The organism is Lysinibacillus sp. FN11 (genome assembly GCF_024628845.1).
Classification (GTDB): domain Bacteria; phylum Bacillota; class Bacilli; order Bacillales_A; family Planococcaceae; genus Lysinibacillus; species Lysinibacillus capsici.
Genome location: NZ_CP102383.1, coordinates 3752640 through 3776592 on the forward strand (window position 1 = coordinate 3752640; position 23953 = coordinate 3776592).

At 37.0% G+C, this 23953-nt stretch carries 21 protein-coding genes and 1 tRNA gene; 8 read left to right on the top strand and 14 right to left on the bottom strand.

Annotated features, from left to right (window positions below; all coding sequences use genetic code 11):
• Positions 1–515 precede the first annotated feature (515 nt).
• From NP781_RS19800 to NP781_RS19810, 3 genes are all read left to right on the top strand, one after another.
• Entirely contained in the window at positions 516–2264 is a 1749-nt protein-coding gene (locus NP781_RS19800; RefSeq protein WP_004224372.1) for a methyl-accepting chemotaxis protein, read from the top strand.
• Positions 2265–2400: 136 nt separating this feature from the next.
• A complete protein-coding gene (locus NP781_RS19805) occupies positions 2401–5571 on the top strand; it encodes a non-ribosomal peptide synthetase family protein (RefSeq protein ID WP_257520657.1) in 3171 nt (1056 codons plus the stop codon).
• On the top strand, positions 5568–6224 hold the full coding sequence (locus NP781_RS19810; protein WP_257520658.1) for a 4'-phosphopantetheinyl transferase family protein: 657 nt from the start codon (positions 5568–5570) through the stop codon (positions 6222–6224). The genes NP781_RS19805 and NP781_RS19810 overlap by 4 nt, the downstream gene beginning before the upstream one ends.
• 78 nt (positions 6225–6302) lie before the next feature.
• Here NP781_RS19810 and NP781_RS19815 read toward each other — a convergent pair whose 3' ends face one another.
• The 5 genes from NP781_RS19815 to groES all read right to left on the bottom strand — a co-directional run bounded on the left by NP781_RS19815 (position 6303) and on the right by groES (position 11526).
• Positions 6303–7313: an ABC transporter substrate-binding protein gene (locus tag NP781_RS19815; RefSeq protein ID WP_257520659.1), complete on the bottom strand. Its 1011-nt coding sequence runs from the start codon at positions 7311–7313 to the stop codon at positions 6303–6305.
• A gap of 10 nt (positions 7314–7323) precedes the next feature.
• Positions 7324–8085 carry an ABC transporter ATP-binding protein gene (locus NP781_RS19820; protein WP_257520660.1) on the bottom strand — a complete coding sequence of 254 codons (762 nt, stop codon included), beginning with the start codon at positions 8083–8085 and terminating at the stop codon, positions 7324–7326.
• A 4-nt stretch (positions 8086–8089) separates the two neighbouring features.
• The gene (locus tag NP781_RS19825; RefSeq protein ID WP_221683017.1) at positions 8090–9169 is read right to left on the bottom strand and encodes a FecCD family ABC transporter permease; all 1080 of its coding nucleotides are present in this window, start codon (positions 9167–9169) and stop codon (positions 8090–8092) included.
• 311 nt (positions 9170–9480) lie between these two features.
• Positions 9481–11112, bottom strand: a complete 1632-nt coding sequence (gene groL, locus NP781_RS19830; protein ID WP_004224361.1) for a chaperonin GroEL — start codon at positions 11110–11112, stop codon at positions 9481–9483.
• A gap of 129 nt (positions 11113–11241) precedes the next feature.
• The gene (groES, locus tag NP781_RS19835; protein ID WP_004224358.1) at positions 11242–11526 is read right to left on the bottom strand and encodes a co-chaperone GroES; all 285 of its coding nucleotides are present in this window, start codon (positions 11524–11526) and stop codon (positions 11242–11244) included.
• A 171-nt stretch (positions 11527–11697) separates the two neighbouring features.
• Between groES and NP781_RS19840 the strand changes: the two genes are divergently transcribed.
• Positions 11698–12462: a CPBP family intramembrane glutamic endopeptidase gene (locus tag NP781_RS19840; RefSeq protein ID WP_221683018.1), complete on the top strand. Its 765-nt coding sequence runs from the start codon at positions 11698–11700 to the stop codon at positions 12460–12462.
• Positions 12463–12539: 77 nt separating this feature from the next.
• Here NP781_RS19840 and tatC read toward each other — a convergent pair whose 3' ends face one another.
• The 3 genes from tatC to NP781_RS19855 all read right to left on the bottom strand — a co-directional run bounded on the left by tatC (position 12540) and on the right by NP781_RS19855 (position 14340).
• Positions 12540–13364 carry a twin-arginine translocase subunit TatC gene (gene tatC, locus NP781_RS19845; RefSeq protein WP_257520661.1) on the bottom strand — a complete coding sequence of 275 codons (825 nt, stop codon included), beginning with the start codon at positions 13362–13364 and terminating at the stop codon, positions 12540–12542.
• Positions 13365–13384: 20 nt separating this feature from the next.
• Positions 13385–13579 carry a twin-arginine translocase TatA/TatE family subunit gene (tatA, locus tag NP781_RS19850; protein ID WP_004224351.1) on the bottom strand — a complete coding sequence of 65 codons (195 nt, stop codon included), beginning with the start codon at positions 13577–13579 and terminating at the stop codon, positions 13385–13387.
• Positions 13580–13704: 125 nt separating this feature from the next.
• Positions 13705–14340 carry a redox-sensing transcriptional repressor Rex gene (locus NP781_RS19855; RefSeq protein WP_004224350.1) on the bottom strand — a complete coding sequence of 212 codons (636 nt, stop codon included), beginning with the start codon at positions 14338–14340 and terminating at the stop codon, positions 13705–13707.
• Positions 14341–14593: 253 nt separating this feature from the next.
• On the opposite strand from NP781_RS19855, the gene NP781_RS19860 reads away from it, so the two are divergent.
• The gene (locus NP781_RS19860; protein ID WP_221683020.1) at positions 14594–16537 is read left to right on the top strand and encodes an ABC transporter ATP-binding protein; all 1944 of its coding nucleotides are present in this window, start codon (positions 14594–14596) and stop codon (positions 16535–16537) included.
• Positions 16538–16971: 434 nt separating this feature from the next.
• Here the strand turns inward: NP781_RS19860 and tsaD are convergent, their stop codons facing one another.
• The 6 genes from tsaD to NP781_RS19890 all read right to left on the bottom strand — a co-directional run bounded on the left by tsaD (position 16972) and on the right by NP781_RS19890 (position 20643).
• The gene (gene tsaD / locus NP781_RS19865; protein ID WP_221683021.1) at positions 16972–17988 is read right to left on the bottom strand and encodes a tRNA (adenosine(37)-N6)-threonylcarbamoyltransferase complex transferase subunit TsaD; all 1017 of its coding nucleotides are present in this window, start codon (positions 17986–17988) and stop codon (positions 16972–16974) included.
• Complete coding sequence (gene rimI / locus NP781_RS19870) at positions 17988–18440, bottom strand: ribosomal protein S18-alanine N-acetyltransferase (RefSeq protein ID WP_202342881.1); 453 nt, start codon at positions 18438–18440, stop codon at positions 17988–17990. The genes tsaD and rimI overlap by 1 nt, the downstream gene beginning before the upstream one ends.
• On the bottom strand, positions 18433–19140 hold the full coding sequence (gene tsaB, locus NP781_RS19875) for a tRNA (adenosine(37)-N6)-threonylcarbamoyltransferase complex dimerization subunit type 1 TsaB (protein ID WP_257520662.1): 708 nt from the start codon (positions 19138–19140) through the stop codon (positions 18433–18435). Before tsaB ends, rimI begins: the two co-directional genes overlap by 8 nt.
• Positions 19137–19586, bottom strand: coding sequence for a tRNA (adenosine(37)-N6)-threonylcarbamoyltransferase complex ATPase subunit type 1 TsaE (tsaE, locus tag NP781_RS19880; RefSeq protein WP_257520663.1), 450 nt, complete (start codon positions 19584–19586; stop codon positions 19137–19139). Before tsaE ends, tsaB begins: the two co-directional genes overlap by 4 nt.
• Positions 19587–19760: 174 nt before the next feature.
• Complete coding sequence (locus tag NP781_RS19885; protein ID WP_221683024.1) at positions 19761–20099, bottom strand: hypothetical protein; 339 nt, start codon at positions 20097–20099, stop codon at positions 19761–19763.
• A 468-nt stretch (positions 20100–20567) separates the two neighbouring features.
• A tRNA-Asp gene (locus NP781_RS19890) sits at positions 20568–20643 on the bottom strand.
• A gap of 143 nt (positions 20644–20786) precedes the next feature.
• Here NP781_RS19890 and NP781_RS19895 point away from each other — a divergent pair.
• The 3 genes from NP781_RS19895 to opp3C all read left to right on the top strand — a co-directional run bounded on the left by NP781_RS19895 (position 20787) and on the right by opp3C (position 23949).
• A complete protein-coding gene (locus NP781_RS19895) occupies positions 20787–21878 on the top strand; it encodes an aminopeptidase P family protein (protein ID WP_257520664.1) in 1092 nt (363 codons plus the stop codon).
• Between the two features lie 115 nt (positions 21879–21993).
• A complete protein-coding gene (gene opp3b, locus NP781_RS19900; protein WP_004224327.1) occupies positions 21994–22917 on the top strand; it encodes an oligopeptide ABC transporter permease in 924 nt (307 codons plus the stop codon).
• A 3-nt stretch (positions 22918–22920) separates the two neighbouring features.
• On the top strand, positions 22921–23949 hold the full coding sequence (opp3C, locus tag NP781_RS19905; RefSeq protein ID WP_221683025.1) for an oligopeptide ABC transporter permease: 1029 nt from the start codon (positions 22921–22923) through the stop codon (positions 23947–23949).
• The last annotated feature ends 4 nt before the right edge of the window (positions 23950–23953 follow it).

A 23953-nucleotide genomic window follows, 5' to 3' on the forward strand; every position in this document is an offset into this window, starting at 1 on the left:
AAAAGGTTATTTCTTTATTTAAGAATAAAGAAATAACCTTTTTTCATTTTACTCCCATAACAAAAATCATCAAATTCCTTTACACAAAAGACATGACAAAATAAGTAAAAAGCCCTAACAAGGAATTGGAAATTGATATTTCAGCCAATTTTTTAATCAACCGAAAATAAGTAAGATTTGAGCATACTTCTTTTTTATACCAGGAATTATGTCGCTTTTTGTAAAAATTTAACCTAACCTAAAAATTATATAGACTAAAAAACTATATATTATCGTTTATTTATAGAAATCATGCCTTGAAATAGTAAGTTTTCTGGGTTGTGAATCAATTTTTTTGGCAGTATAGTAGTTAAATGATAGGGGATAAATAGATTATTTTGCATCTATAAATAGTTTACACGCATCTGGACTTCTACGAATAACATCACCATCTTCAATGTGTAGTACATTGACTAAATTATCCATTTATAGTCCTTAGCTTGAAATATTTGCTATATCATATTAGGAGGAAAAGCATGAAAACACGCAAGAAGCAGCAAATGTCTATTAGTAAGAAATTAACTGCAATAGTAGTGAGTATTTTATTATTATTCGGATTAGTTACTTTAGGTCTTTCTTATTATATAGTAAGAAATAGTAATTTAACAGACATGAATCAATCTCTTTCTGACAAAGGCATGATCCTAGCCAAAACCATTGATATTACTACACTAAAATCGATATTAGAGAATCCTACAAATAGTAACCCCGATGCTCTACGATTAACTAGTGAAATGGATGCAATCAATGATAATTCTGATAGCATTACCAATCTATTTTTAATTACAGTTAACGGTGAAAATATTAATGCACCTGTTCTATCATCTAGTATACTTGAACTAGGGGCAGAGTATAACCAAGATATGATTGCAATGGGTTTATCTCCGGATTTCCTAGCAAGAATTAAAGAAGTTTTTGATACAAAAAAAGCAACAGCAACAGATATTTATAGCGATGAATATGGTAGCTATAAAACAGGCCTTACACCAATCTTGGATGAGAATGGGGACATGCTGGCTGCTTATGCCATTGACTATGACGTATCAATGGTAACAGGAAAAGCGATGTCTGAAGCCCTATGGACGTTATTAGTAACAGTTATTTTCTTAATTGGTTCATCCATTGCTGTTTACACTCTTTTAAGAAAAAAATTAACACCAATTCAACAACTTTCCTTACAATCTAAAAAAGTCGCAGAAGGTAATTTAGAGCTTGAACCATTACCAGTTACTTCAACAGACGAAGTAGGAATGCTCACACAAAATTTTAATTCAATGATTGATAACTTAAAAAAAGTTATTAAGAGTACAACAAATGTTTCTGAGCGTGTTTCAAACACAGCCAATGTTTTATCTGTAAATATGCAAGAAGCTTCCGATTCATATAATAATGTAGCATCTTCTATGCAGGAGATTGCAAGTGGCGCTGATCTTCAAGTACAAAAGGCAAAAGAAAGTACAATTACCATTGAAGAAATGAATATTGGTATTCAACGTATTGCCATGACATCCAATCAAATTTCAGAATCCTCGATTTTAGCATCAGAGGAAGCTGAAAGAGGAAATGAATCGACAAATAAATCTGTTGCACAAATGAATGCTATTAGCAAAGCAGTTAATCAATCTGCAGCTTCTGTTAAATTACTTGGCGAACATTCCAATAAAATCGAAGAAATCGTAGGAATCATTACAGGGATTGCTTCACAAACCAATTTACTTGCATTGAATGCGGCTATCGAAGCTGCACGTGCTGGGGAGGCTGGTAGTGGCTTTGCAGTGGTAGCTGATGAGGTACGTAAACTTGCAGAGCAATCTGAGGCATCTGCAAGAGAAATTTCTACACTTATTTCTCATATCCAGCATGATACAAACGAATCTGTAAATATCATGGTTCACGCTGTAGAAGAAGTAGATCATGGTATTGTCATGATCAATGATTCGGAAAAATCATTTAGCCAGATTTTAACTTCCATTCACCATGTGACAGGGCAAATTCAAGAGCTTTCTGCAACAATTGAAGAAATGGCAGCTGGTATGGAAGAAGTAACATCTGCTGTAAAAGATATGGAAGATTTTTCAGTCAATTCAAAGGACAATACAAGAGCAGTAGCAGCAACTTCTGCCTCTCAATTGAATACAGTACAACGAGTTTCTGAAGAAGCTCAAGTATTATCCGAGCTATCTGATGAATTAATGAATGTTGTTAATACCTTTGTAGTGAAATAAAAAATGAAAGGGCTGCCCTTATAAAGGAGAGTTATGTCCGTTAGTTTCTCACAGATCGATTCACTACTGTGGACCTAATGACGCTAATCACTCCTTCATAGGTGTCGGCCCTTTTCTAAAATAGGAGTTGTCATAATTGAATAATAAACAAGAATTTGATGTACACCCATCACAGAATAATACGTATTCTTTTGACCAACAAACGCTACCATCCAATCGTACACAATTATTAAACGGAGAAGACTTACTCGCATATCAAACGTTAAACCGTACAATAGCTGACTATAATCAAAACACCACAATACCTGACGTATTTTATCAGGCAGCACAAAAATTTGCGGAACGAATTGCATTATCCTATGAAGGTGGAAGACTTACCTACCGTCAGCTAAATGAACAATCCAACCAAGTTGCTCATATGTTAGTTGCCAACGGTCTGCAAAAAGGAAACTATGTAGCGATAGTTATGGAACGTAGTAAAGAAACCGTCATTAGTTTGTTAGGTATCCTGAAAGCTGGTGGAGTTTATGTTCCCATTGATCCGAGCTATCCAAAAGAACGTTGTCAGTACCTATTAAACGATACAGGTGCTCCATTTATCATAACGAAAAACGAACATACAGCTCTACTGAATGATTTTATACATAATGATTCCCAAACACGCACAGTGTTCACAATCAACCAAATGGAGCAAGGGTATTCACAGGAAAATATCCAATGTGAACTTCTTCCCTCCGATTTAGCCTATATTATTTATACATCTGGTTCAACAGGTAAGCCAAAAGGCGTCATGCTTAAGCATGAAGCTGTCATTAATTTAATAACAGATAATCAACGAATCTACCATTCAACTAAAGAAGATGTTTATTCCCAGTTTATTTCTTTTAGCTTTGATCCTTCTATAACAGAAACTTTTACTGCTTTATTTTCAGGGGCAAGACTTCATATGCTTACAAGTATAGAGCGTGTATCCATTGAGGCATTTGCTGATATGATCGACCGTGAGCAAGTAACAACCGCTACTGTTCCAAATGCTTTCTTTACACAGCTAGCTACACATTTACCAGTAAGCTATAGAAAAAAGCTTTCGACATTAAATTATTTATCTGTAGGTGGTGAAGCCCTATTGCCTGCCATTGTTCAAAAATGGCAAGACAAATTTGGACTTTCTACCGAAATTATTAACGTGTATGGACCAACTGAGTGTACAGTCTTGTCCTCCTATTTTAAGGTGAAAAGTCAGATAACAGACATGCAATCTAGTATCCCCATTGGTAGCCCAATCGCCAATTATGAAATGTATGTTATTAATACGGACGATCAGCTATGTCCCGTTAATGAAATCGGAGAATTATGTATTGCTGGTGCTGGTTTAGCAGCAGGTTATTTACATCAGCCTGAAAAAACGGCTGAAGTATTTGTACCTCATCTCTTAAAGCCAGATCAAAAAATGTATCGAACAGGTGATTTAGTTCGACTATTGCCAACAGGTGTCATTGAATTTGTTGGACGTAAAGACTCTCAAATTAAAGTAAGAGGCTTCCGTATTGAACTTGGCGAAATCGAAACAGTATTGAGCAATCATACGAGCATTCAGGAAGCTGTGATCATTGCGAAGAAGATGGCTGATGGAAATAATCATTTATTTGCCTACTATACGGTGGCAAGTGGAATGCAGCTTGAGGAGAGTCTTTTAAGGGATTACTTAGCAAATCTTTTACCAGATTATATGGTGCCAGAGCAATTTATCGAATTGCAAGAAATGCCGTTATCCCCTACAGGAAAAATTGATCGAAAACACTTAGCTTCATTGGAACTAACTTTATCACGCAGCACTACATATATTGCACCAGAAAATGATACACAGCGTATGCTTGCTACTGCTTGGGAATTTGTACTTGGTATTGAGCCAATTGGCATTCACGATAACTTCTTTCATATTGGTGGGCATTCGCTCAAAGTGCTCGAGATTCTTGTACAAGTGAAAAAACATATACCATTCTTAAAGATTCAGGATTTCTTCCAATATCAAACGATTGCTGAACTGGATCATTATATTCGCAATTATCAACCAGAAGCGATTGAAGATCAAAAAGAACCCGCCAAAAACATTATATTCAAGGACTTAATGGAGCCTAGTCCTCTACAAGTCTCCCAAAACGTGAAGCCCTTGCCAATGACATCGGTATTACTAACAGGAGCTACAGGTTATTTAGGTAGTCATGTATTATATGAGCTATTAGCAACAACAACTGCGCACATATATTGCCTTATTCGACCAAGTACCCAAACTACGATTGAAGACAAACTAAGAGAGAGTATGCAATTTTACTTTGGCAATACCATTGCTCAGCAGATGAAGGATCGTATTACTGTTATCCAAGGTGACTTAGGCAAGCAACGTCTTCATTTATCTGATAAAGATGAACAAATCATTATGAAAGAAATTAATGCCATCATTCATTGTGGTGCAGACGTACGTCATTTCGGTGCAGCTGATCATTTTAATAATGTCAATGTGAATGGAACTCGCTACTTGCTTGAAATAGCCAAACAGAAACCAGGTGTGCATTTCCATTATGTATCGACAATTGGCATTCCAGAGGAGCTAGCCGCCATGCAATGGGGACCAAATGAAGCAAAAGGTAACTTCAATTACAATGTAAAGCTTGATAATGTTTATACTCAAAGTAAGCTAGAAGCAGAAAACCTTGTTCGAAACGCTGTACAGGATGCAATCCCTGTCTCCATTTATCGTGTAGGAAATTTAAGCTGTCATTCTGAAACAGGTAAATTCCAACGTAATATCGATGACAATGCCTTTTACCGTATGATTAAATCAATGCTTTATTTAGGTAAAACACCTACTGCACAATGGCATGTTGACTTCACACCAATCAATTATGCTAGTCAGGCACTGGTTTCTTTGGCCAGCCAGCCAGCAACCAACGGCCATGTCTTCCATTTATGTAACCCTGTATCGCTTACTTATTTAGAATTAATCGATATGCTTAAGGAAGTTGGTTATGACTTAACAATTGTTTCAACACAAGAGTATACAGATTGGCTATTAAATGGTGATCATTCAAAAGGTGTACAGGAGTATTTATCGTTAGCCATTGCGCAGCTTGAAGGTGATGGAGCAAGTGACTCCCCATTTATCTTCAATTGCAAAAAAACGATAGAATTTTTAGCTCATACCAAGATTGAATGTGCGGCACCAAATAAAGCCTTTATTCACAGAATGATTCAATATGGCATTGATACAGGCTACTTTCCAGAACCAAAACAAGTCAATATAAGATGATAAAACAAACTATACAGTTATTTGCACTTCCTCTAGGAGTACAGTTAGCACCGTCAGAACGGGATGCTTTCCTTAAAGTACTCCCTTGTGAGGTGCAAAGAAAAGTTCAGCAATACAAGCACTGGCAGGATCAGCAAAGAGCGTTGCTAGGTAGCATTCTTATTAGATGGGCACTTCTTCCCTATATAGATGAAGTTCTGTTATATCTAGCTCAAAATGAATTTGGGCGCCCATATATTGCAGGACACCCTCATTGGCAGGGAGATTTTAATCTCTCTCATTCTGGGAATTGGATCGTGTTAGCAGTCACCACTATCGGACGAGTGGGCATTGATGTTGAAGAAATAAAGCCAGTGAGTGAAGATGTGATGGTATATGCGCTATCTGAGACAGAGCGTCAATTGGTCTCTCATCAGCCTTTACATGTTTTTTATGAGTTTTGGACTTTAAAAGAGGCTCTTTTTAAAACAGGCTTATTGCCAAACCTATCGCCATATTTGCTTGATACCACCAACATAAAAAAAACAAGGAAAGACCTTTTTACTCAATTATTCTATCTCGATCCGCAACATCCTGTATGCGTCTGCTGGAACAATGAAAATTCTAAGTTAATAACCACAATATTAAATAAAGAGCAGCTTCTACAGTCATAACAATAATTATCATCCGTAATAAGAAAACGCTGCCCTAACGTGTCATTTATTCGACCCGCTAGGACAGCGCTTTTTGTTTTATTTAAATAAGTCTGGATACATTTCTTTTGCTAATGCTTCCATTCCATCAATCGTGTTATAGCCATAGCCAAACATGTAATTGTAATCTACAATATACATTTGTTTATTTTTAATAGCCTTCATGCTTGAAAGTTTAGGGTTCGCATAAATTTCTTCACGTATTTTTGTCAAATCAGAACCATCCCAGTTTGGTAGAATTAATACATCTGGATCTGCTGCAATTAATGTTTCAACACTTACATCGCCTGTTTCATCTTTGAAAATATTATCTAATTTTACCATTTTGAATGCATCATTAAAGAATGTTTCATCGTGTGCTGGATAAACAAAAAGCTCTTTTGGATCATTTGTATGCAGATAGGCAAATGTTTTTTCTTCTTTTATACTTTCTAATTTTGAGGAAATATCTTGTTGTCGACCTTTTAATTCTTTAATAAAGCTATCTGCTTTGTCTTGAACATTAAAAATTTCACCAATATTTTTTATATCTTTATAAATAGAATCATACGTGCCGCCTGTTACGGATGACTCTAAAACATATGTTTTTACACCCATTTCATTAAGAGAGTCTACTGTCCCTACTCCCCATTCAGCATTATCAAATAAGCCACCACGACCAAATACTAAATCAGGATCAGTACCTAATGTAACCTCTTTCCCAACATATTCATCACTTAAAATATTTAGCTTAGCATACTCTTCTTCAACAGATTTATCAACTGCGCCAAAGTTTGCACCAACACCAACGATTTTATCGCCTAATCCTAGATGTAATAATAATTCTGCAGCTGGGCGTGTATTTGCCATAATTCTTTCAGGTGCTTTATCAAATACTTGATCTTTCTTTTCCCATGTTGATCCACCTTCAGCCTTTGTAAAGTTCTCAATTGTCAGTGGATAATGCTCTTTTGTTTGTGTTTCCTTAGATGTATCTTTTGATGTGTTACCGCAGGCTGTTAATGTTAACAAAGCCGCTAAACCAATTCCTAATAATAATTTTTTCTTCATGTTTTTCCTCCTACAGTCCATATGCAAAGCCTAATCCATTCGTCACTGGATTAGTAAATGTTTGACATTTTATATGATATAAAGCTTCGATTGTTTCTGGTGTTAAAACTTCTTGGGGTGTACCATGTGCATAGATTTCACCATCTTTTACTGCATAAAGATAATCACAGTAATGTGCTGCCATTTCTAGATCATGAAGAGCTGCTAAAACACCGATGTTTAAACTTCTTACACAGGATAGTATTTCAATTTGATAACGAATATCTAAATGATTTGTTGGTTCATCCAAAATCATAAATTTAGGCTGCTGGGCGATCGTTCTTGCTAAAATAACCCGTTGCTTTTCGCCCCCAGATAGTGAAAGAAAACTGCGCTCTCTATAAGATTGTAAGTTTGTTCTTGTCAGTGCCTCTTCTACGATGTCAAAATCCTTTTGGTTATCTGACTCTAGCATTTTTTTATGAGGTGTTCTTCCTAACATCACCATTTGTTGAACGGTTAAATCAAAGTGCATTTCATTGAATTGTCCAACTACACCTAAGTGCTGAGAAATCTTTTTTTCGGGGCTTTTTAAAACATCTAAATCATCTAAGAAGACCATCCCTTTTTGAGGTACTAGGCTTTTATAAATGCTTTTCAGTAAAGTTGATTTTCCGCATCCGTTTGGTCCGATTAAGCCCACAAATTGTTGCTTATTCACATGAATGGATATGTTTTTTACAATTTCCTTTTTGCCGATTTTTACTTCTATTTCCTTTGCTACTAATTCCATTGTTCTACCCTCCGAAGTTGTAACCTTTTTTTACAATCATATAGATAAATAATGGTGATCCTATGACAGAAGTAATAATACCAATCGGTAATTCTACATTTTGGATTAATGTTCTAGACAGAATATCCGCCCAAATCATGAAAAGGCCTCCTAAGAGCAATGTTCCTAACATTAATCGTTTGTGATCTGCCCCAAAAATACCCCTCGTGATATGTGGAATAATTAAACCAACAAAGCCGATCATACCTGCATAAGCGACCATCGTTCCTGTAATAAGCGAGGTAAGAATCATATACAATTTACGATACGCACTTAAGTTGATCCCTAAGGTGATAGCTGATTCATCCCCAAGTAGCATTGTATTTAGCACACGATGTTGGAAAAGGAATAATGCAGCTCCTAGTACAATCACGATTGTTAAAATTGGTGTTTTGTCCCAGCTGGCAGATGCTAAACTTCCCATAGACCAGAACGTAACAGTTTTGATACCCTCCGCATTATTGGCGAAAAAGATGATAAGGCTTGAAAACGAGCTACATAATGCACCGATAACAACCCCTGATAAAACCAATTTTACAGAGGTTGCTTTACCTCCAATGCTGGATAAGATAAGCACTGCCATAGAGGTAATCATCGCCCCTACAAATGCACCAAAGGCTACTCCAAATTGTGCTAACAATGCACTACTCCCAAAACCAACTAGAATAGCAAAGGTTGCACCTAATGACGCTCCTGAAGAAATACCAAGTATGTATGGATCAGCAAGCGGGTTTTGGACAACCGCCTGCATGACAGCCCCACACATAGCAAGTCCGACACCAATTAATAAGGCAAAAACCACACGCGGCATTCTAACCTGTAGAATAATATTCAAATAGGATTCACTTTCCACACTATCAAGTGTTCCAAGTTTTCCATTGGATATAGTATGTAGCAAAATATCCATCGATTGCTTAAAAGGTATGCTGACTTGTCCTATTGATACAGAAAAAACGGCAGATATTAAAATAGAGACTATTAAAAGCAAGATAATAACATAATAAATATTGCCCATTCCTATTCTGTTAGCTTCCTGTCTATCCAAAATTTCACCTCTATCTATTAAACTTTTGTTAATGATAACGATTATCATTTTCATTTTGTATTGTAAGTGATAATCCACTGAAAAACAACAGGAAAATTTTTAATTATAGATTATGCATACATTTAGTAGATGAACATTCCACTAATGGCGGGTTTTGATTCACCAAGATTATTGTTTCAAAAGAGAAAATTTAGGGATTTTCAATTAAACTTTGTTCTAATAAGAAATCCAAATAAAAAACCACTTTCCATAAAATTATGGAAAGTGGTTATATTTACTTGCTAAATTGTGCTTATAGGCTAAGCTAAATCTTACATCATTCCTGGCATACCGCCCATGCCGCTCATATCTGGCATTGCTGGTGCTGCTTCAGGGATATCTGCTACAACCGCTTCTGTTGTTAAGAATAGAGCTGCAACTGATGCTGCATTTTGTAAAGCTGAGCGAGTTACTTTTGCTGGGTCTACTACGCCTGCTTCCATCATGTTTACCCATTCGCCAGTTGCTGCATTGAAACCAATGCCAACTTCTTCACGTTTTAGACGATCTACGATAATTGAGCCTTCAAGACCTGCATTATTAGCAATTTGACGAACTGGTTCTTCTAAAGCACGTAGAACGATTTTCACACCTGTGGATACGTCGCCTTCTACTGCTTCAGCCGCTTTTTCTACTGCTGCATAGACGTTTAGAAGAGCAGTACCACCACCTGATACGATACCTTCTTCAACAGCCGCACGAGTCGAGTTTAAAGCATCCTCAATACGAAGTTTACGCTCTTTTAGCTCTGTTTCTGTTGCAGCGCCAACTTTGATAACTGCTACACCACCTGCTAATTTTGCAAGACGTTCTTGTAATTTTTCTTTATCGAACTCTGATGTAGTTTCTGCAAGTTGTGCACGGATTTGACCAATGCGTGATTCAATTGCGTCTGCTCCACCTACACCTTCAACGATTGTTGTGTTGTCTTTAGTTACAACAACTTTTGCTGCACGACCAAGTGCAGAAATATCAGCTGATTTTAGATCTAAGCCTAATTCTTCTGTAATCACTTGTCCACCTGTCAGGATAGCAATATCTTCAAGCATTGCTTTACGTCGATCACCGAAACCTGGTGCTTTTACTGCTACAGCATTGAATGTACCACGAAGTTTGTTCACAACAAGTGTTGCAAGAGCTTCACCTTCTACATCTTCAGCAATCATTAAAAGTGGACGACCTTGTTGTACCACTTGCTCTAATAATGGCAATACTTCTTGAATGTTTGTAATTTTTTTATCAGTAATTAAAATGTACGGGTTATCAAGAACCGCTTCCATTTTATCTGTGTCCGTTACCATGTAGTGAGAAGCATAACCACGATCAAACTGCATACCCTCAACTACATCTAGCTCTGTTGTGAAGCCTTTTGATTCTTCAATTGTAATAACTCCATCGTTACCAACGCGTTCCATTGCTTCAGCGATTAGTTGTCCAACTTCATCATCTGCAGCAGAAATGGCAGCAACTTGTGCAATTTCTTCCTTATTGCTTACAGGGCGAGAAATAGCATGTAATTCAGTAAGTGCTGCAGCAACTGCTTTATCGATACCTTTACGGATACCTACAGGATTTGCGCCAGCTGTAACGTTTTTCAAGCCTTCACGAATAATTGCTTGGGCTAATACTGTTGCTGTAGTTGTACCATCACCAGCGATTTCGTTTGTCTTAGAAGCAACTTCTGCTACTAATTTTGCTCCCATGTTTTCGTATGGGTTTTCTAGTTCGATTTCTTTAGCAATTGTCACACCATCATTTGTAATAAGTGGTGAACCGAATTTTTTTTCTAAAACAACATTACGTCCTTTTGGTCCTAATGTTACTTTTACTGCATTTGCTAATTTATCTACACCTTGTAACATTAATGAACGAGCGTCTTCTGAGAATTTAATATCTTTTGCCATGAGAATTTACCCTCCTGAAATGGAATATTCGTTAAGCTTCTTCAATATATTTATAACAATTTCACCTTATTGTCACATTTGTTATGCAAACAATAAGCATCCACCTTACGTAAGGTGCCTTTAATGTTCTTATTCAATAATTGCAAGAATATCGCTTTCGCGTAAAATTAGGTATTCATTACCTTCAAATTTAACTTCTGTGCCAGCGTATTTAGAGAAAATAATGCGGTCGTCAACTTTAACGTCAAGCTCTACACGTTGCCCGTTCTCTAATACACGACCTGTCCCAACTGCTACTACTTTACCTTCTTGTGGTTTTTCTTTTGCAGAGTCAGGTAGTACAATACCGAATGCAGATTTTTCTTCTACCTCGATTAGTTCAATTACAATACGATCTCCTAGTGGTCTTAACAAGTGAAACAACCTCCTAATAATTAAATAATTGTTGATATTTATTAGCACTCTATATCAATGAGTGCTAACACAATTATTATGATAATCAATCACTCTTTTTTTTGCAAGTCAGAACTTCAAAAAATTTTGTTTTCTTTCCATATTCCTCTACAATAGAAAGGAAGCATATGAATGGAAAGGATTTTGATTGTGACTAATTCTCAAAAAGTAACGAAACATAAAAAAACAGCCCTGTATGTTTTGCTGATTTATATCTTGATGCAAATCTCTAGCAGATGGTTGCTCTTACCGTTCCATAAGCTCATCATGAAGGTAACTGGTTTAGCTTCTGAACAAGCGGCTCCTATTACTCAAGGTTGGTATATTGCCCTAAGTTTTGCGGTAGCGCTCATTTTAAGCTTAATCCTTACATCTCGAGATAAAGCATTTTGGAACATTTATCAAGGAAAAAAAGAAACGATACCTCTAACAATTGTGTGGGGAATCATCGGCTTCTTTCTAGTGTTCTTTGGACAAATGATTGGTGCAGCTATTGAGATGGCTGTTTTCGGTATTGAAGGAGGCTCACAAAATACTGCTGATATTGTCGCAATAGCTAAAGGTGCTCCCATTGCCATATTAGCAATTGTTGTATTCGGGCCAATTTTAGAAGAATTCGTCTTCCGTAGAGTAATCTTTGGCTCGCTTGTCCAAAAAACAAATTTCTGGGTGGCAGCAATTGTAAGTGCCATTTTCTTTGCGATTATCCACTTCGACTTCTCTCATATCTTACTTTATACCATTTGTGGTTTAATCTTCGCCTTTTTATATCACAAAACAAAACGCATTTGGACGTCTATTATTGCACACGTCATGCTTAATGGATTTGTGACACTTGTACAATTCTATGCGGAACCATTGCAAAAGTTTCTTCAAGAACTCGAAAAAATGCAATAAATTTTTGTAAAGCGATTGTAAGCTGCAAAAATAACACAAAAGCTCGGTGTCCCATTTAGGGCACCGAGCTTTATTTATTACTGTTGATTCAATTCTTCTATTTGTCGTCGTTGCTGCTCAAGTGCCTCTTCAATCTGACGCTTTTGTTCTGCTTCCTGCTCTTCTTTTAAACGGATCTCTTCAGATTTTAAATATTTGCGATAGCCTATTTTCGCTACCCAAACACTAAACTCATAGAGTAAAAACATTGGTACTGTTACGATTAAATGACTCATTAAATCTGGTGGTGTAATCATAGCCGCAATGACAAAAAGTCCGAAATAAGCATATTTTCTGTTCTTTGTCATAACTTGTGGATTTAGAATACCCAAACGTGCAAAGAATAGGAGTACAATTGGTAATTGGAAAACAAATCCAAAAGGTAAGGTGATTTGAAATAAAAACGAGAAATACTCATTAATTCCAATTGTTAGTTGTACACCTAGACGGTCAGATAAATCAATCATAAAGTTCAATACATATGGAAATAAAATAAAGTATGAAAAAACAATTCCAGCTACAAATAAGATAAATGTAAAGGGTATATAGCTTAATGTTACCCGACGTTCCTTTTCATATAGTCCTGGTGAAATAAAGGCCCATAGCTGATATAGAATAATAGGAGACGTGAACAATAAGGCTATATAAAAAATCATTTGAAAATAAATTTTTATAGAGTCTGTTATTCTGAACGCGTTTAAAGAGAAACTCTGTGCGGTTTCACTGCTTTGTAAAAAATGAATAAGCGGCTCCGCCAAAAAAAACGCTCCAGCCACCGCAATAACAAAGAAAACGACTGCAAAGTAAAGTCGTTTCCTTAATTCTTCTATATGCTCAATGACAGTTTGGTTGTTTGCATTCATATTAGAAAGACATCCTTCAGTTACTTATCATCGTTTTTTACTTCGATGACTTTCTTTTTATCATTATCATCATCATCTGCTAACCCTTTAGTAGCATTTTTAAATTCACGCAGTGTAGAACCCATAGCTTTCCCTAACTCTGGTAACTTTTTAGGGCCAAATATTAAAATTGCTACAATTCCAATAATGATAAGGCTCATAGGACCGATACCCATTACAGCCACCTCCTCTTATATATTTTACATTTTAACTCACTTTCGATAATTTGGCTAACTAATATTATGTGAAAGTTTTACGTCTTGCTATTCACCACAACAGCTTAAACACGCTATGTAAAGAATCACTCTTCCTGATTACGAATTAAATAAATAAGCGCTTGCAACTCTACCGATAAATCGATGGTTAAAAGCTGCATTCTATCAGGTACTGTTAATCGCTCTGGCGTAAAGTTTAAAATTCCCTTTGCATTCATGGCAGCTAAGCGATCCGCCATTTTTTGAGCGGAGCGTGGTGAAACGGTTAAAATAGCAAGCTCTGCACCGTATTCTGCATATTTTTCTTCCAATAAATCTGGATGAAAAACCGGAATGTTACTGATCATTTTGCCATCCTTCGGTGCTTTTGAATCGAATGCTACCACAATATGTGTATTATGGTTTTTTTGAAAATTATATTTTAATAATGCACTGCCTAAATTCCCCACACCAATTAACGCTACTTTTGTCGTTTCATGTTGATCAAGCGTCTGGCTAAAAAATTGTAATAGATGCTGCACATCGTAGCCATAACCTTTTTTCCCAAGTGCACCAAAATAAGAAAAATCACGGCGAATAGTTGCAGAATCTATTTTCATCGCTTCACTCAATTCCTTCGACGAAATACGTTCCATACCTTCTTGTGCAAAGTTTTGAATAAATCGATAGTAAAGAGGAAGTCTTTTTGTAGTGGCTTGTGGAATTTTTAATTCTTGTTTCAAACTTTTTCCTCCTTATGATGTACCTCCATCAATTTTACTGTCTTTAACTACTAATTTTAATATATTCATCCTTAACAATATACAATATTTTTGCAATCCCCTGCTGTATTTCTCTTTAGTTAATGGCGCCTTATACGCAGCTAACTAAAAAGAAATCGTTTCAATCTTACATGACTGCTAGGAATAAGTAAAGCACGGACATTGCATGCAAATCGTTCATCCATTACACTAAGGTAGAATTGAGGTGTCAAGAATGATTGTTTTACAGGTCAATCAACTAACTAAATCCTTTCTTGCAGATGAAATTTTAAGTGGTGTTAAATTAGAAGTTCAACACCGTGACCGTGTTGCCTTAGTAGGACGAAACGGTGCAGGTAAATCTACTTTATTAAAAATAATTGCTGGTCAAATGTCTTATGATTCAGGTGATATCATTATCCCAAAGGATATTCAAATAGGCTATTTAGAGCAACATGCAGGATTAAACTCTACGCTAACAATTTGGAATGAAATGATGACTATATTTGAATCTCTTTTAGCCCAAGAACAGCTGCTACGCTCACTTGAACAACAAATGGCTGATCCTACTGTCTATGAAAACCCTACTATGTATGCGAAGGTTATGTCGGAATATGATCAATTACAGCATACGTTTAAAGATGCAGGTGGCTATCAATATGAATCAGACATACGCTCAGTCCTTCATGGTATGCAATTTTATTCTGAAGACTATGACAAACCCATCAGTTCCTTATCTGGTGGACAGCGCACACGTTTAGCACTTGCTAAGCTCTTACTTAGTAAACCAGATCTTTTAATTCTCGATGAGCCAACGAACCATTTAGATATCGAAACACTATCTTGGTTGGAATCCTATTTAAAGGGCTATGAAGGCGCTATTTTAATTGTTTCCCATGACCGCTACTTCTTAGACCAAGTCGTTTCTATTGTCTACGAAGTATCCCGACATCGCGTTACCAAATACCCTGGTAATTATAGTGCATATTTAGATGAAAAAGCTAAAAATTATGAGCGTGATGTCAAACTCTATGAACGTCAGCAAGATGAAAAGGCTAAGCTAGAGGATTTTATCCAAAAAAATATTGCACGTGCTTCTACAACAAAAATGGCACAAAGTCGACGTAAAATGCTTGAACGTACAGAGTGGATGGAATCGCCGGATGGTGATGAGAAATCCGCTAGTTTCGGTTTCACGATTGAACGTCAAAGTGGAAATGACGTGTTATCTGTTGATGAATTAACGATTGGTTATAACGATCGTACCATTTCTAGGGGGATAAACCTTCGCACTTTTCGTGAGGATCGCATTGCCCTTGTTGGACCAAACGGAGTTGGTAAATCGACACTATTAAAAACAATTGTAAAAGATTTATCCCCTCTTGCAGGTAGTATTCGTTATGGTACGAATGTACAAATCGGCTACTATGATCAAGAGCAAGCAAAGCTATCGAGCAATAAGAGTGTCCTGAAAGAATTATGGGATGAATGGCCACTCATGAACGAAAAAGATATTCGTACTGTATTAGGGCGTTTTCTTTTTAGTGGTGAAGATGTGGATAAAGCTGTATCCTCTTTATCGGGCGGTGAAAAAGCACGCCTTGCACTCGCAAAGCTAATGATGCAAAAGGCTAATTTCCTAATTCTGGATGAGCCTACCAATCATTTAGACTTAGATAGCAAAGAGGTATTAGAAAATGCCTTGATTGATTATCCTGGTACGCTTCTATTTGTCTCACATGACCGCTACTTCATTAATCGTATCGCAACGAAAGTGGTGGAGTTATCTGGAACGGGTTCATTTGAATATTTAGGTGACTACGATTATTACGTTGAGAAAAAGCAGGAACTATTGGAGCTAGCACAAATGAAAGCTGCCTCCCAACCACAAGTACAGCAAGACCTGCCTGATAAAACGACTACATCAAAAATTGATAAAGAAGCAAAAAAACGTGAACGTCAAATTAGACGTACGATCGAAGATTTAGAAAGCAAGATGCAAGAAACATCTGCTATTGTTGCAAGACTAGAAGAGGCTCTTTGTGACTCTGCCATTTTCACCGACCATGAAAAAATTTCAATGCTTCAAGCAGAATTAGCAACTGCTAAAGAGCAGCATGAGCTATTAGAATTAGAATGGCTTGAGTTAAATGAAGAACTTGAAAATATTAGTATGTAAAGGATGTAAGCCATGTGAAAGGTCACATGGCTTTTTCTTTACTTGTCTTCATTTTTCATATATATTGGTCAAGTGCTATTTTTCGACAAAAAATGCCCACAGTTTTATTCACACTATAAATCTAGTAATACCAACACATCAACAGAGTTTTCCACATTGTCCACAATAGAAATTTATTTTATCCACATTCTATCGTATAAAACCAGCTACTATATATTGAATAATCACAAGTTATACACAAGTTATCAACAATTTGTGCATAAGTACGCGTGTTCGCCATTTAATTCCCTCCTTTACCTGTGGATAATTTTCTGAAAAATTTGTCAATTGCGATGCTTCTATTGACTATTCTCTTAGCACGGTTCTTTTTTATCAACAATGATTCGACAATTAAAAAAAGAGATATCTAAAAATATAGATACCTCTTTCCTATACTATACCCAGGATTTTAACTCCATTCCTGGACGTCCATTCATCATTAAGTTTCCTCGAATACCAGCCTCAAACATCGGCATAGCTGCTGCGCCAATCATTGCCGCATTATCAGTACACAATTTAAGCGGGGGTACAAAAAACGGGATACCTTCCTCTTCAAATACAGTCTCCAAAGAAATTCGCAAACCTTTATTTGCTGCTACACCTCCAGCTGCAATAACCTGCTTCACCTGATATTCGCGAGCAGCACGTAATGTTTTAGCAGTCAGTACTTCAACAACACTTTCTTGAAAGCCCTTGGCAACAGCTGTTGGTGAAATAGCTTCACCTCGTTGGTCCATATTATGTTTATAATTGATGACAGCTGATTTTAAACCGCTAAAGCTGAAATCATACGAATCCTCTTCCAACCATACTCTTGGAAAAGGAACAGCCTCTCCTTCCTCATGAGCAAGACGATCAATATGTGGCCCACCAGGATAAGGTAAATTTAAAACACGCGCCACTTTATCATAAGCCTCACCAGCTGCATCATCTCGTGTTTCACCAATGACCTCAAAAGAGCCATGTTCCTTCATATAGACAAGCTCTGTATGACCGCCTGAAACGACTAGTGCTAATAAAGGGAACTCCATTGGCTGAACAAGCGCATTGGCATAAATATGCCCTGCAATATGATGTACACCTACAATTGGTAAGTTGTTTGCAAAGGCAAAAGCCTTCGCCGCATTAATGCCAATCAACAATGCACCTACAAGACCCGGACCCTCTGTAACAGCAATCGCATCTAAATCTGTCGGCTTTAATTTTGCTTGGGCTAATGCTTCTTCAATTACCATCGTAATTTGTTCAACGTGATGGCGTGATGCAATTTCAGGGACAACGCCACCAAATCGCTTATGACTCTCTATTTGAGAAGCAACAACATTCGACACGATTTCATGACCATTTCGAATAATCGCTGCAGCTGTTTCATCACAGCTTGATTCTATTGCTAATATCAATCCATTATTCATTATAAATTCACCCACATGACAAGGGCATCCTCCCCGTTATCAGTATAATAGCCTTTCCGTATACCACCATCTTGGAATTGAAGCTTACGATAAAGATTTTGTGCAACCGTGTTCGTTACTCGTACCTCCAATGTCATAACCTCCATTCCATGTAAACGAGCTATTTGCAGCGCCTCACGCATTAATCCCTCGCCTATACCTCGTCCACGCGCTGCCTCAATAACAGCTACATTCGTAATTTGGGCTGCATCTATAACCATCCACATCCCGCAAAAACCAATAATACTTCCACTTGCATCAACAGCCAGCACATAATGGGCATACTGATTTTCATGCACTTCATAGTAAAAGGAATCCAACGTCCAAGGTACAGGAAATGAAGCGACTTCAATTTCATAAACTGCTGGTACATCATCAGAAACCATTTTACGATAAGTTACATCACTACTCATGTTCTTTCTCCTTCTGTTCTTTCAGCCAATTTGCTTCAGCCTCTGCAATTCGTTTATATTGTGGGACAAAGTGATGAGTAGCTTCAACACTTGGTAATTCCACTTTAGTTCCTAAACGAATAACTTCCGTTGCACGTGGCAAGTCAAGACTAAAAGGTGCACGAAAAGCGTTATCGCCAAGCTTCTCTACAATGTTATCCCAAAATATGCCCACATCTGTTCCTACAAATAAAATAGGTGCATCTAATGCCCTTAAACGCTCTAACAAATCAGTGATATGTGTATGATGATCCTCCACAAGAGCCTCTAGTGTCACTCCTTGATAAACTGCTGTATAAACATTGTCTCTTCTTGCATCAAAAATTGGACAAATTAATCCATTATAAAGGGCAGCATTTGCAGCTAATGCTTTTAAGCTAGAGACACCGACTAAGGGTATCTGTAATATCCATGCTAGGGTTTTCGCTAATGTTACACCTATACGGACCCCTGTATACGATCCTGGCCCTTCAGACACTGCAATGACATCCAAGTCACCTGCCTTCAAACCTGCTCTTGCTAATACCTCTTCAATAGCGGGCATTGCGCCTGCTGAATGTGTTAATTTTATATTTTGTACCAGCTCAGCTACCACTTTTCCATCCATCACCACAGCAACGGAAAGTGGTGTATTCGCTGTTTCTATTCCTAACCAAATCATTTCATTAGCTCCTCACATAGTGCCTCATAACGTTCCCCACTAGGTATTAACACGAATCGTCGTTCATTGTCTCCGATTCGATAAATCTCTATCGCTAATCGATTCTGTGGCAAATCCTGTTCAATTAAATGCGCCCACTCTACCACTGATACGGCATCTCCATAAAATAATTCATCCCAACCAAGGTCCTCGTCACTTTCAGCCAAACGATAAACATCTAAATGATTGAAGGGTAAACGTCCTTCATACTGTTTAATGATTGTAAATGTTGGACTGTTGACCGTTCTTTTCACACCAAGCCCTTTTGCTAAGGCCTTCGTAAACGTTGTCTTGCCTGCACCCAAATCTCCTTCTAATGTAATCGTATCTTGAGCTTTTAGTAAATTGGCAAGTGCCAGGGCAAACCGCTCTGTATCATCAACTGAATTCATGATTATTTCATACATTCTCATTTTTCCTCTCATCACTACATTATCTCTAGTTTACCTAAACTAGCGAAAATGTTCAAAGCATCCCATATCATTATATCCTACTTAGATGATCTTCGTTAAAAAGCCTAATTTAAGGTAGCTCATTTAAATAAAAAAACACGCCTTCTTTTACAAAGACGTGACAATTATTTATCTGTTTGAATGACCTTTCACTGCTATGATTTCTTTGCCAATTAGTTTATCATCCTTAAATTTCACTATATAGGCCTGTGTCATCAAAATTTCATCATTCCAACGATATTCATTATTTTTGATTTTTTTACCTGCGCCGCCTGCTGCTTCTACTACCTCAATATATGACATATCATTTTTTAATTTCTCAAATTCTACTTCGCTCATATTTTTTTGCCAGTGATACGCATTTGATTCTTCAATCTCCATAATAGGATCTCCACAGCCTACCATCATTATCATGGAACCAATAAGCAAAGGTAAATAAATACTTTTAAAAAAATAATCTTTGCTCATCTAAACACCTCCGTAGCCAATCCGATTACTTCTACATTTTTACCCCTAATCGTTATATCAGAAACACCTCTAATTTTACCTTATAGAAACGCTATCATTTATCGGTAATTTTTACTATTTTTAGATAATGTTAAATATATGAAATTCGTTATGTTTAAGGCAATACTATCGATCATTTCAAAGCGATTTAAGCCATTTTTTAGACAGCATTGATATGTTTTAGGGAAATAGATGTTGTTTATTGAATAATAAAGGGAAGTTGGTCTCAAATACTTCACAGAATGTTATGCTTTTAGCCTCTGTGTTTCTACTAGGCAGTGATGATCCTTTCGACGTTATTCATTTGTCATGTAATTTCTAATTAATTTTACTGATAAGCTCCTGAGAGATGAATTGGATCCATACGCCAATCACATACAAAAAAGTCCTTATGATATAAAATCATAAGGACTGGAATATTAATTTAAATGGCGGTCCCGACCGGGATCGAACCGGCGATCTCCTGCGTGACAGGCAGGCATGTTAACCGCTACACCACGGGACCTCTTTAAGACATTTATAAATGTATCATAAGAAATACTACAATGCAATACTTTTTTAATAGAATTTGAACAATTCTACAATAATATTTTATTTTTTTGTTTATATGCTATTATTACCTACAAAATATATATCAGGAGGTAATATATGTCTACTATTTTCGAAACTCGTAGAGCAATTTTCAAATCAAAGCTTGAGGAGGATATAGCTTTCATTACATCGCCAGCTAATATTTTTTATTACACTGGTTTTTTATCTAATCCTCATGAGCGCTTTATGGCACTTATTTTCAATAGCAAAACAAATGAAGAAATATTATATGTTCCTGCCTTAGATTTAGAAGCAGCAGTACAAGTTACTGATATTCAACACATTGTACCAATAAGTGATGAGCAAATGCCATTTGAGGTTGTCAAAAGCACCATAGGAAACCTTGGTCAAACAGCTGGTGTGGAAGCAAAGGCACTTAATCTTTCACGCTATTTGGAGCTTACAAGTACCTTAGATGTACAAGTCAAAGATATTCAACAACTAGTCAATAGGCAACGCTTGCATAAAACGCGAGATGAACTCAATCAACTGAAAGTGGCCATTGATATTATTGAACAGGTGATGACAGAGGGCATCAAAAAAATTCATATTGGCATGACCGAATTAGACCTTGTTGCCGAGCTAGAATATTTAATGCGTAAATTTGGAGCGGATGGCCAGTCCTTTGCCTCGATTATTTTGTCTGGTGGAAATGCTGCCTTGCCGCATGGTCAACCTAGTATGCGAAAAATCGAGCATGGAGATTTTGTGCTGATTGACATGGGTGTGATTAAAGATGGCTACTGCTCTGATATTACAAGAACATTTGTCATTGGCGAAGCGACAGAAAAACAACGAGAAATATATGAGACCGTACTAGCTTCGACACTAGCTGGTATTAAAGCAGCAAAAGCTAACATTCCATTAAAGCAAGTAGATTTGGCTGCAAGAGCAGTTATTGAAAAGAAGGGCTATGGCGACTATTTCAACAACCGCGTTGGTCACGGACTTGGCATTGAAGTTCATGAAGAACCTTCTGTCCATGCAGGAAACAATGATTTAATTACAACTGGTATGGTATTTACAATTGAACCAGGTATTTATATACCCCATTACGGAGGCGTTCGTATCGAGGACAATGTTTACATCAATGAACTTGGCAAAGCAGAAGTGTTGACTACTTTTCCACGCGAATTACAAATTTTATAACCTGCCTAGCACAAAGGAAGTAAATTCGAATTTTTCGAGTTTACTCTTTTTTTGGCACTAATCTTGCAAATAAAATAATAGATTCAACAAACTAAATTAGTAGGAGGTCATTTCCATGATTCGCTACATTTTCACCCGAATCGGCTTCATGATGATTACGTTATTTATCATCATCTTGCTTTCATTTTTACTTATGAAAGCTCTACCTGGTTCTCCATTCAACGATGAACGGTTACCTGAAGCGCAAAAAGAATTACTGTACAAAAAATACGGTCTAGATAAACCAGTACCTGTACAGTTTGGGATTTACCTGTCGAATCTTGTTCAAGGGGATTTAGGTGTTTCTTTTGTTTTTGATAATCGCCCGGTTACGAAAATTATTCAAGAACGCATTGGCGCATCGGCTATTCTCGGATTCCAAGCCGTTTTTGTCGGTACTATTATCGGCTTACTGTTAGGTATCGTAGCAGCATTAAAACATAACACCATGATTGATTACGGTGCAACCGTCTTAGCAGTACTCGGTATTTCTATTCCTTCATTTGTATTTGCAGGCTTTTTACAATATTGGGTTGGTGTTAAACTCGGCTGGCTGCCAATTGCTTTTTGGAATGGTTTTGAATACTCGATTTTACCAACCATCGCTTTAGCAGTTGGCGTTGTGGCAACTATTGCCCGCTTTACTCGCATTGAAATGTTAGAGGTACTCAACCAAGAATATATTTTAACCGCTCAATCAAAAGGATTATCGAATGCTTATATTATTACAAAACACGGGATTCGCAATGCGCTCATTCCAATCATTACAATTATCGGACCGTTAACTGTGAATACGATTACTGGTTCACTTGTTATTGAGAAAATTTTCAGTATCCCTGGTTTAGGGGAGCAATTTGTTAATTCGATTATTACAAATGATTATCAACTAATTATGGGCACAACGATTTTTTACGCTTTTTTATTTGTCAGTGTCATTTTAATTATTGATATTTTATACGGGTTCATTGATCCTCGTATTCGTGTAGCGGGAGGCGAATAATTTATGACAACCAAAATCACTGAAGGCACAAAGCATTATCCAGCCGATTTATTTGAACCTGCCTCTCAAGCAGATAAGGTCTCAGATATTGTGCATCGACCTGAGCAATCATTTTGGCAAGATGCATGGCGTGGTTTACGTAAAAATAAAGCAGCTATTGTCGGCTTATGTATTATTATTTTCGTTATTTTATTAGCTGTTTTCGGCCCATTTATGAATAGCCATGGCTACGATGAACAAAACATTGCGCGCACCAATTTACCACCAAAAGTTCCCGTTCTGGAATATTTGCCTTTCTTAGGTTTGAATGGTGTCGATGGGCGTGGCGTGGACCAATACGAAAAAAAGGGTATAACCGAATATTTTTGGTTCGGTACAGATGAATTAGGACGAGATTTATGGACACGAATTTGGCAAGGCACGCGTATTTCACTTTATATCGCCTTTCTCGCAGCCACGATTGATTTAATTATCGGTGTTGCTTATGGTGCTATCTCAGCCTTTTATGGGGGACGTACTGATAATGTCATGCAACGTATTATTGAAGTATTAGTTGGTATTCCAGGGTTAATAGTCAATATTCTTCTTATTCTGATTTTGAAGCCCGGCATCATTTCTATTACTCTCGCAATGGTTATCGTTGGCTGGATTAGCATGGCCCGTATCGTTCGCGCACAAATATTAAAGCTCAAATCATATGAATATGTACTGGCCTCCCGAACACTCGGAGCGAGTAACCAACGATTAATTTGGAAGCATTTAATTCCTAATACACTTGGCCCAATTATTGTCGCTACTACTTTTACTATACCTGGCGCGATATTCACAGAAGCCTTACTTAGTTTTATCGGATTAGGGCTACAACCACCTACCGCTTCCTTAGGAACAATTGTGAATGACTCATATAAACTATTGCGCATTTACCCACATGGCATGATTGTTTCTTCTATTATTATTAGCTTAATTATGATTAGCTTCAATTTACTTGGAGATGGACTGCGCGATGCATTCGATCCAAAAGTACGTAAATAAGGAG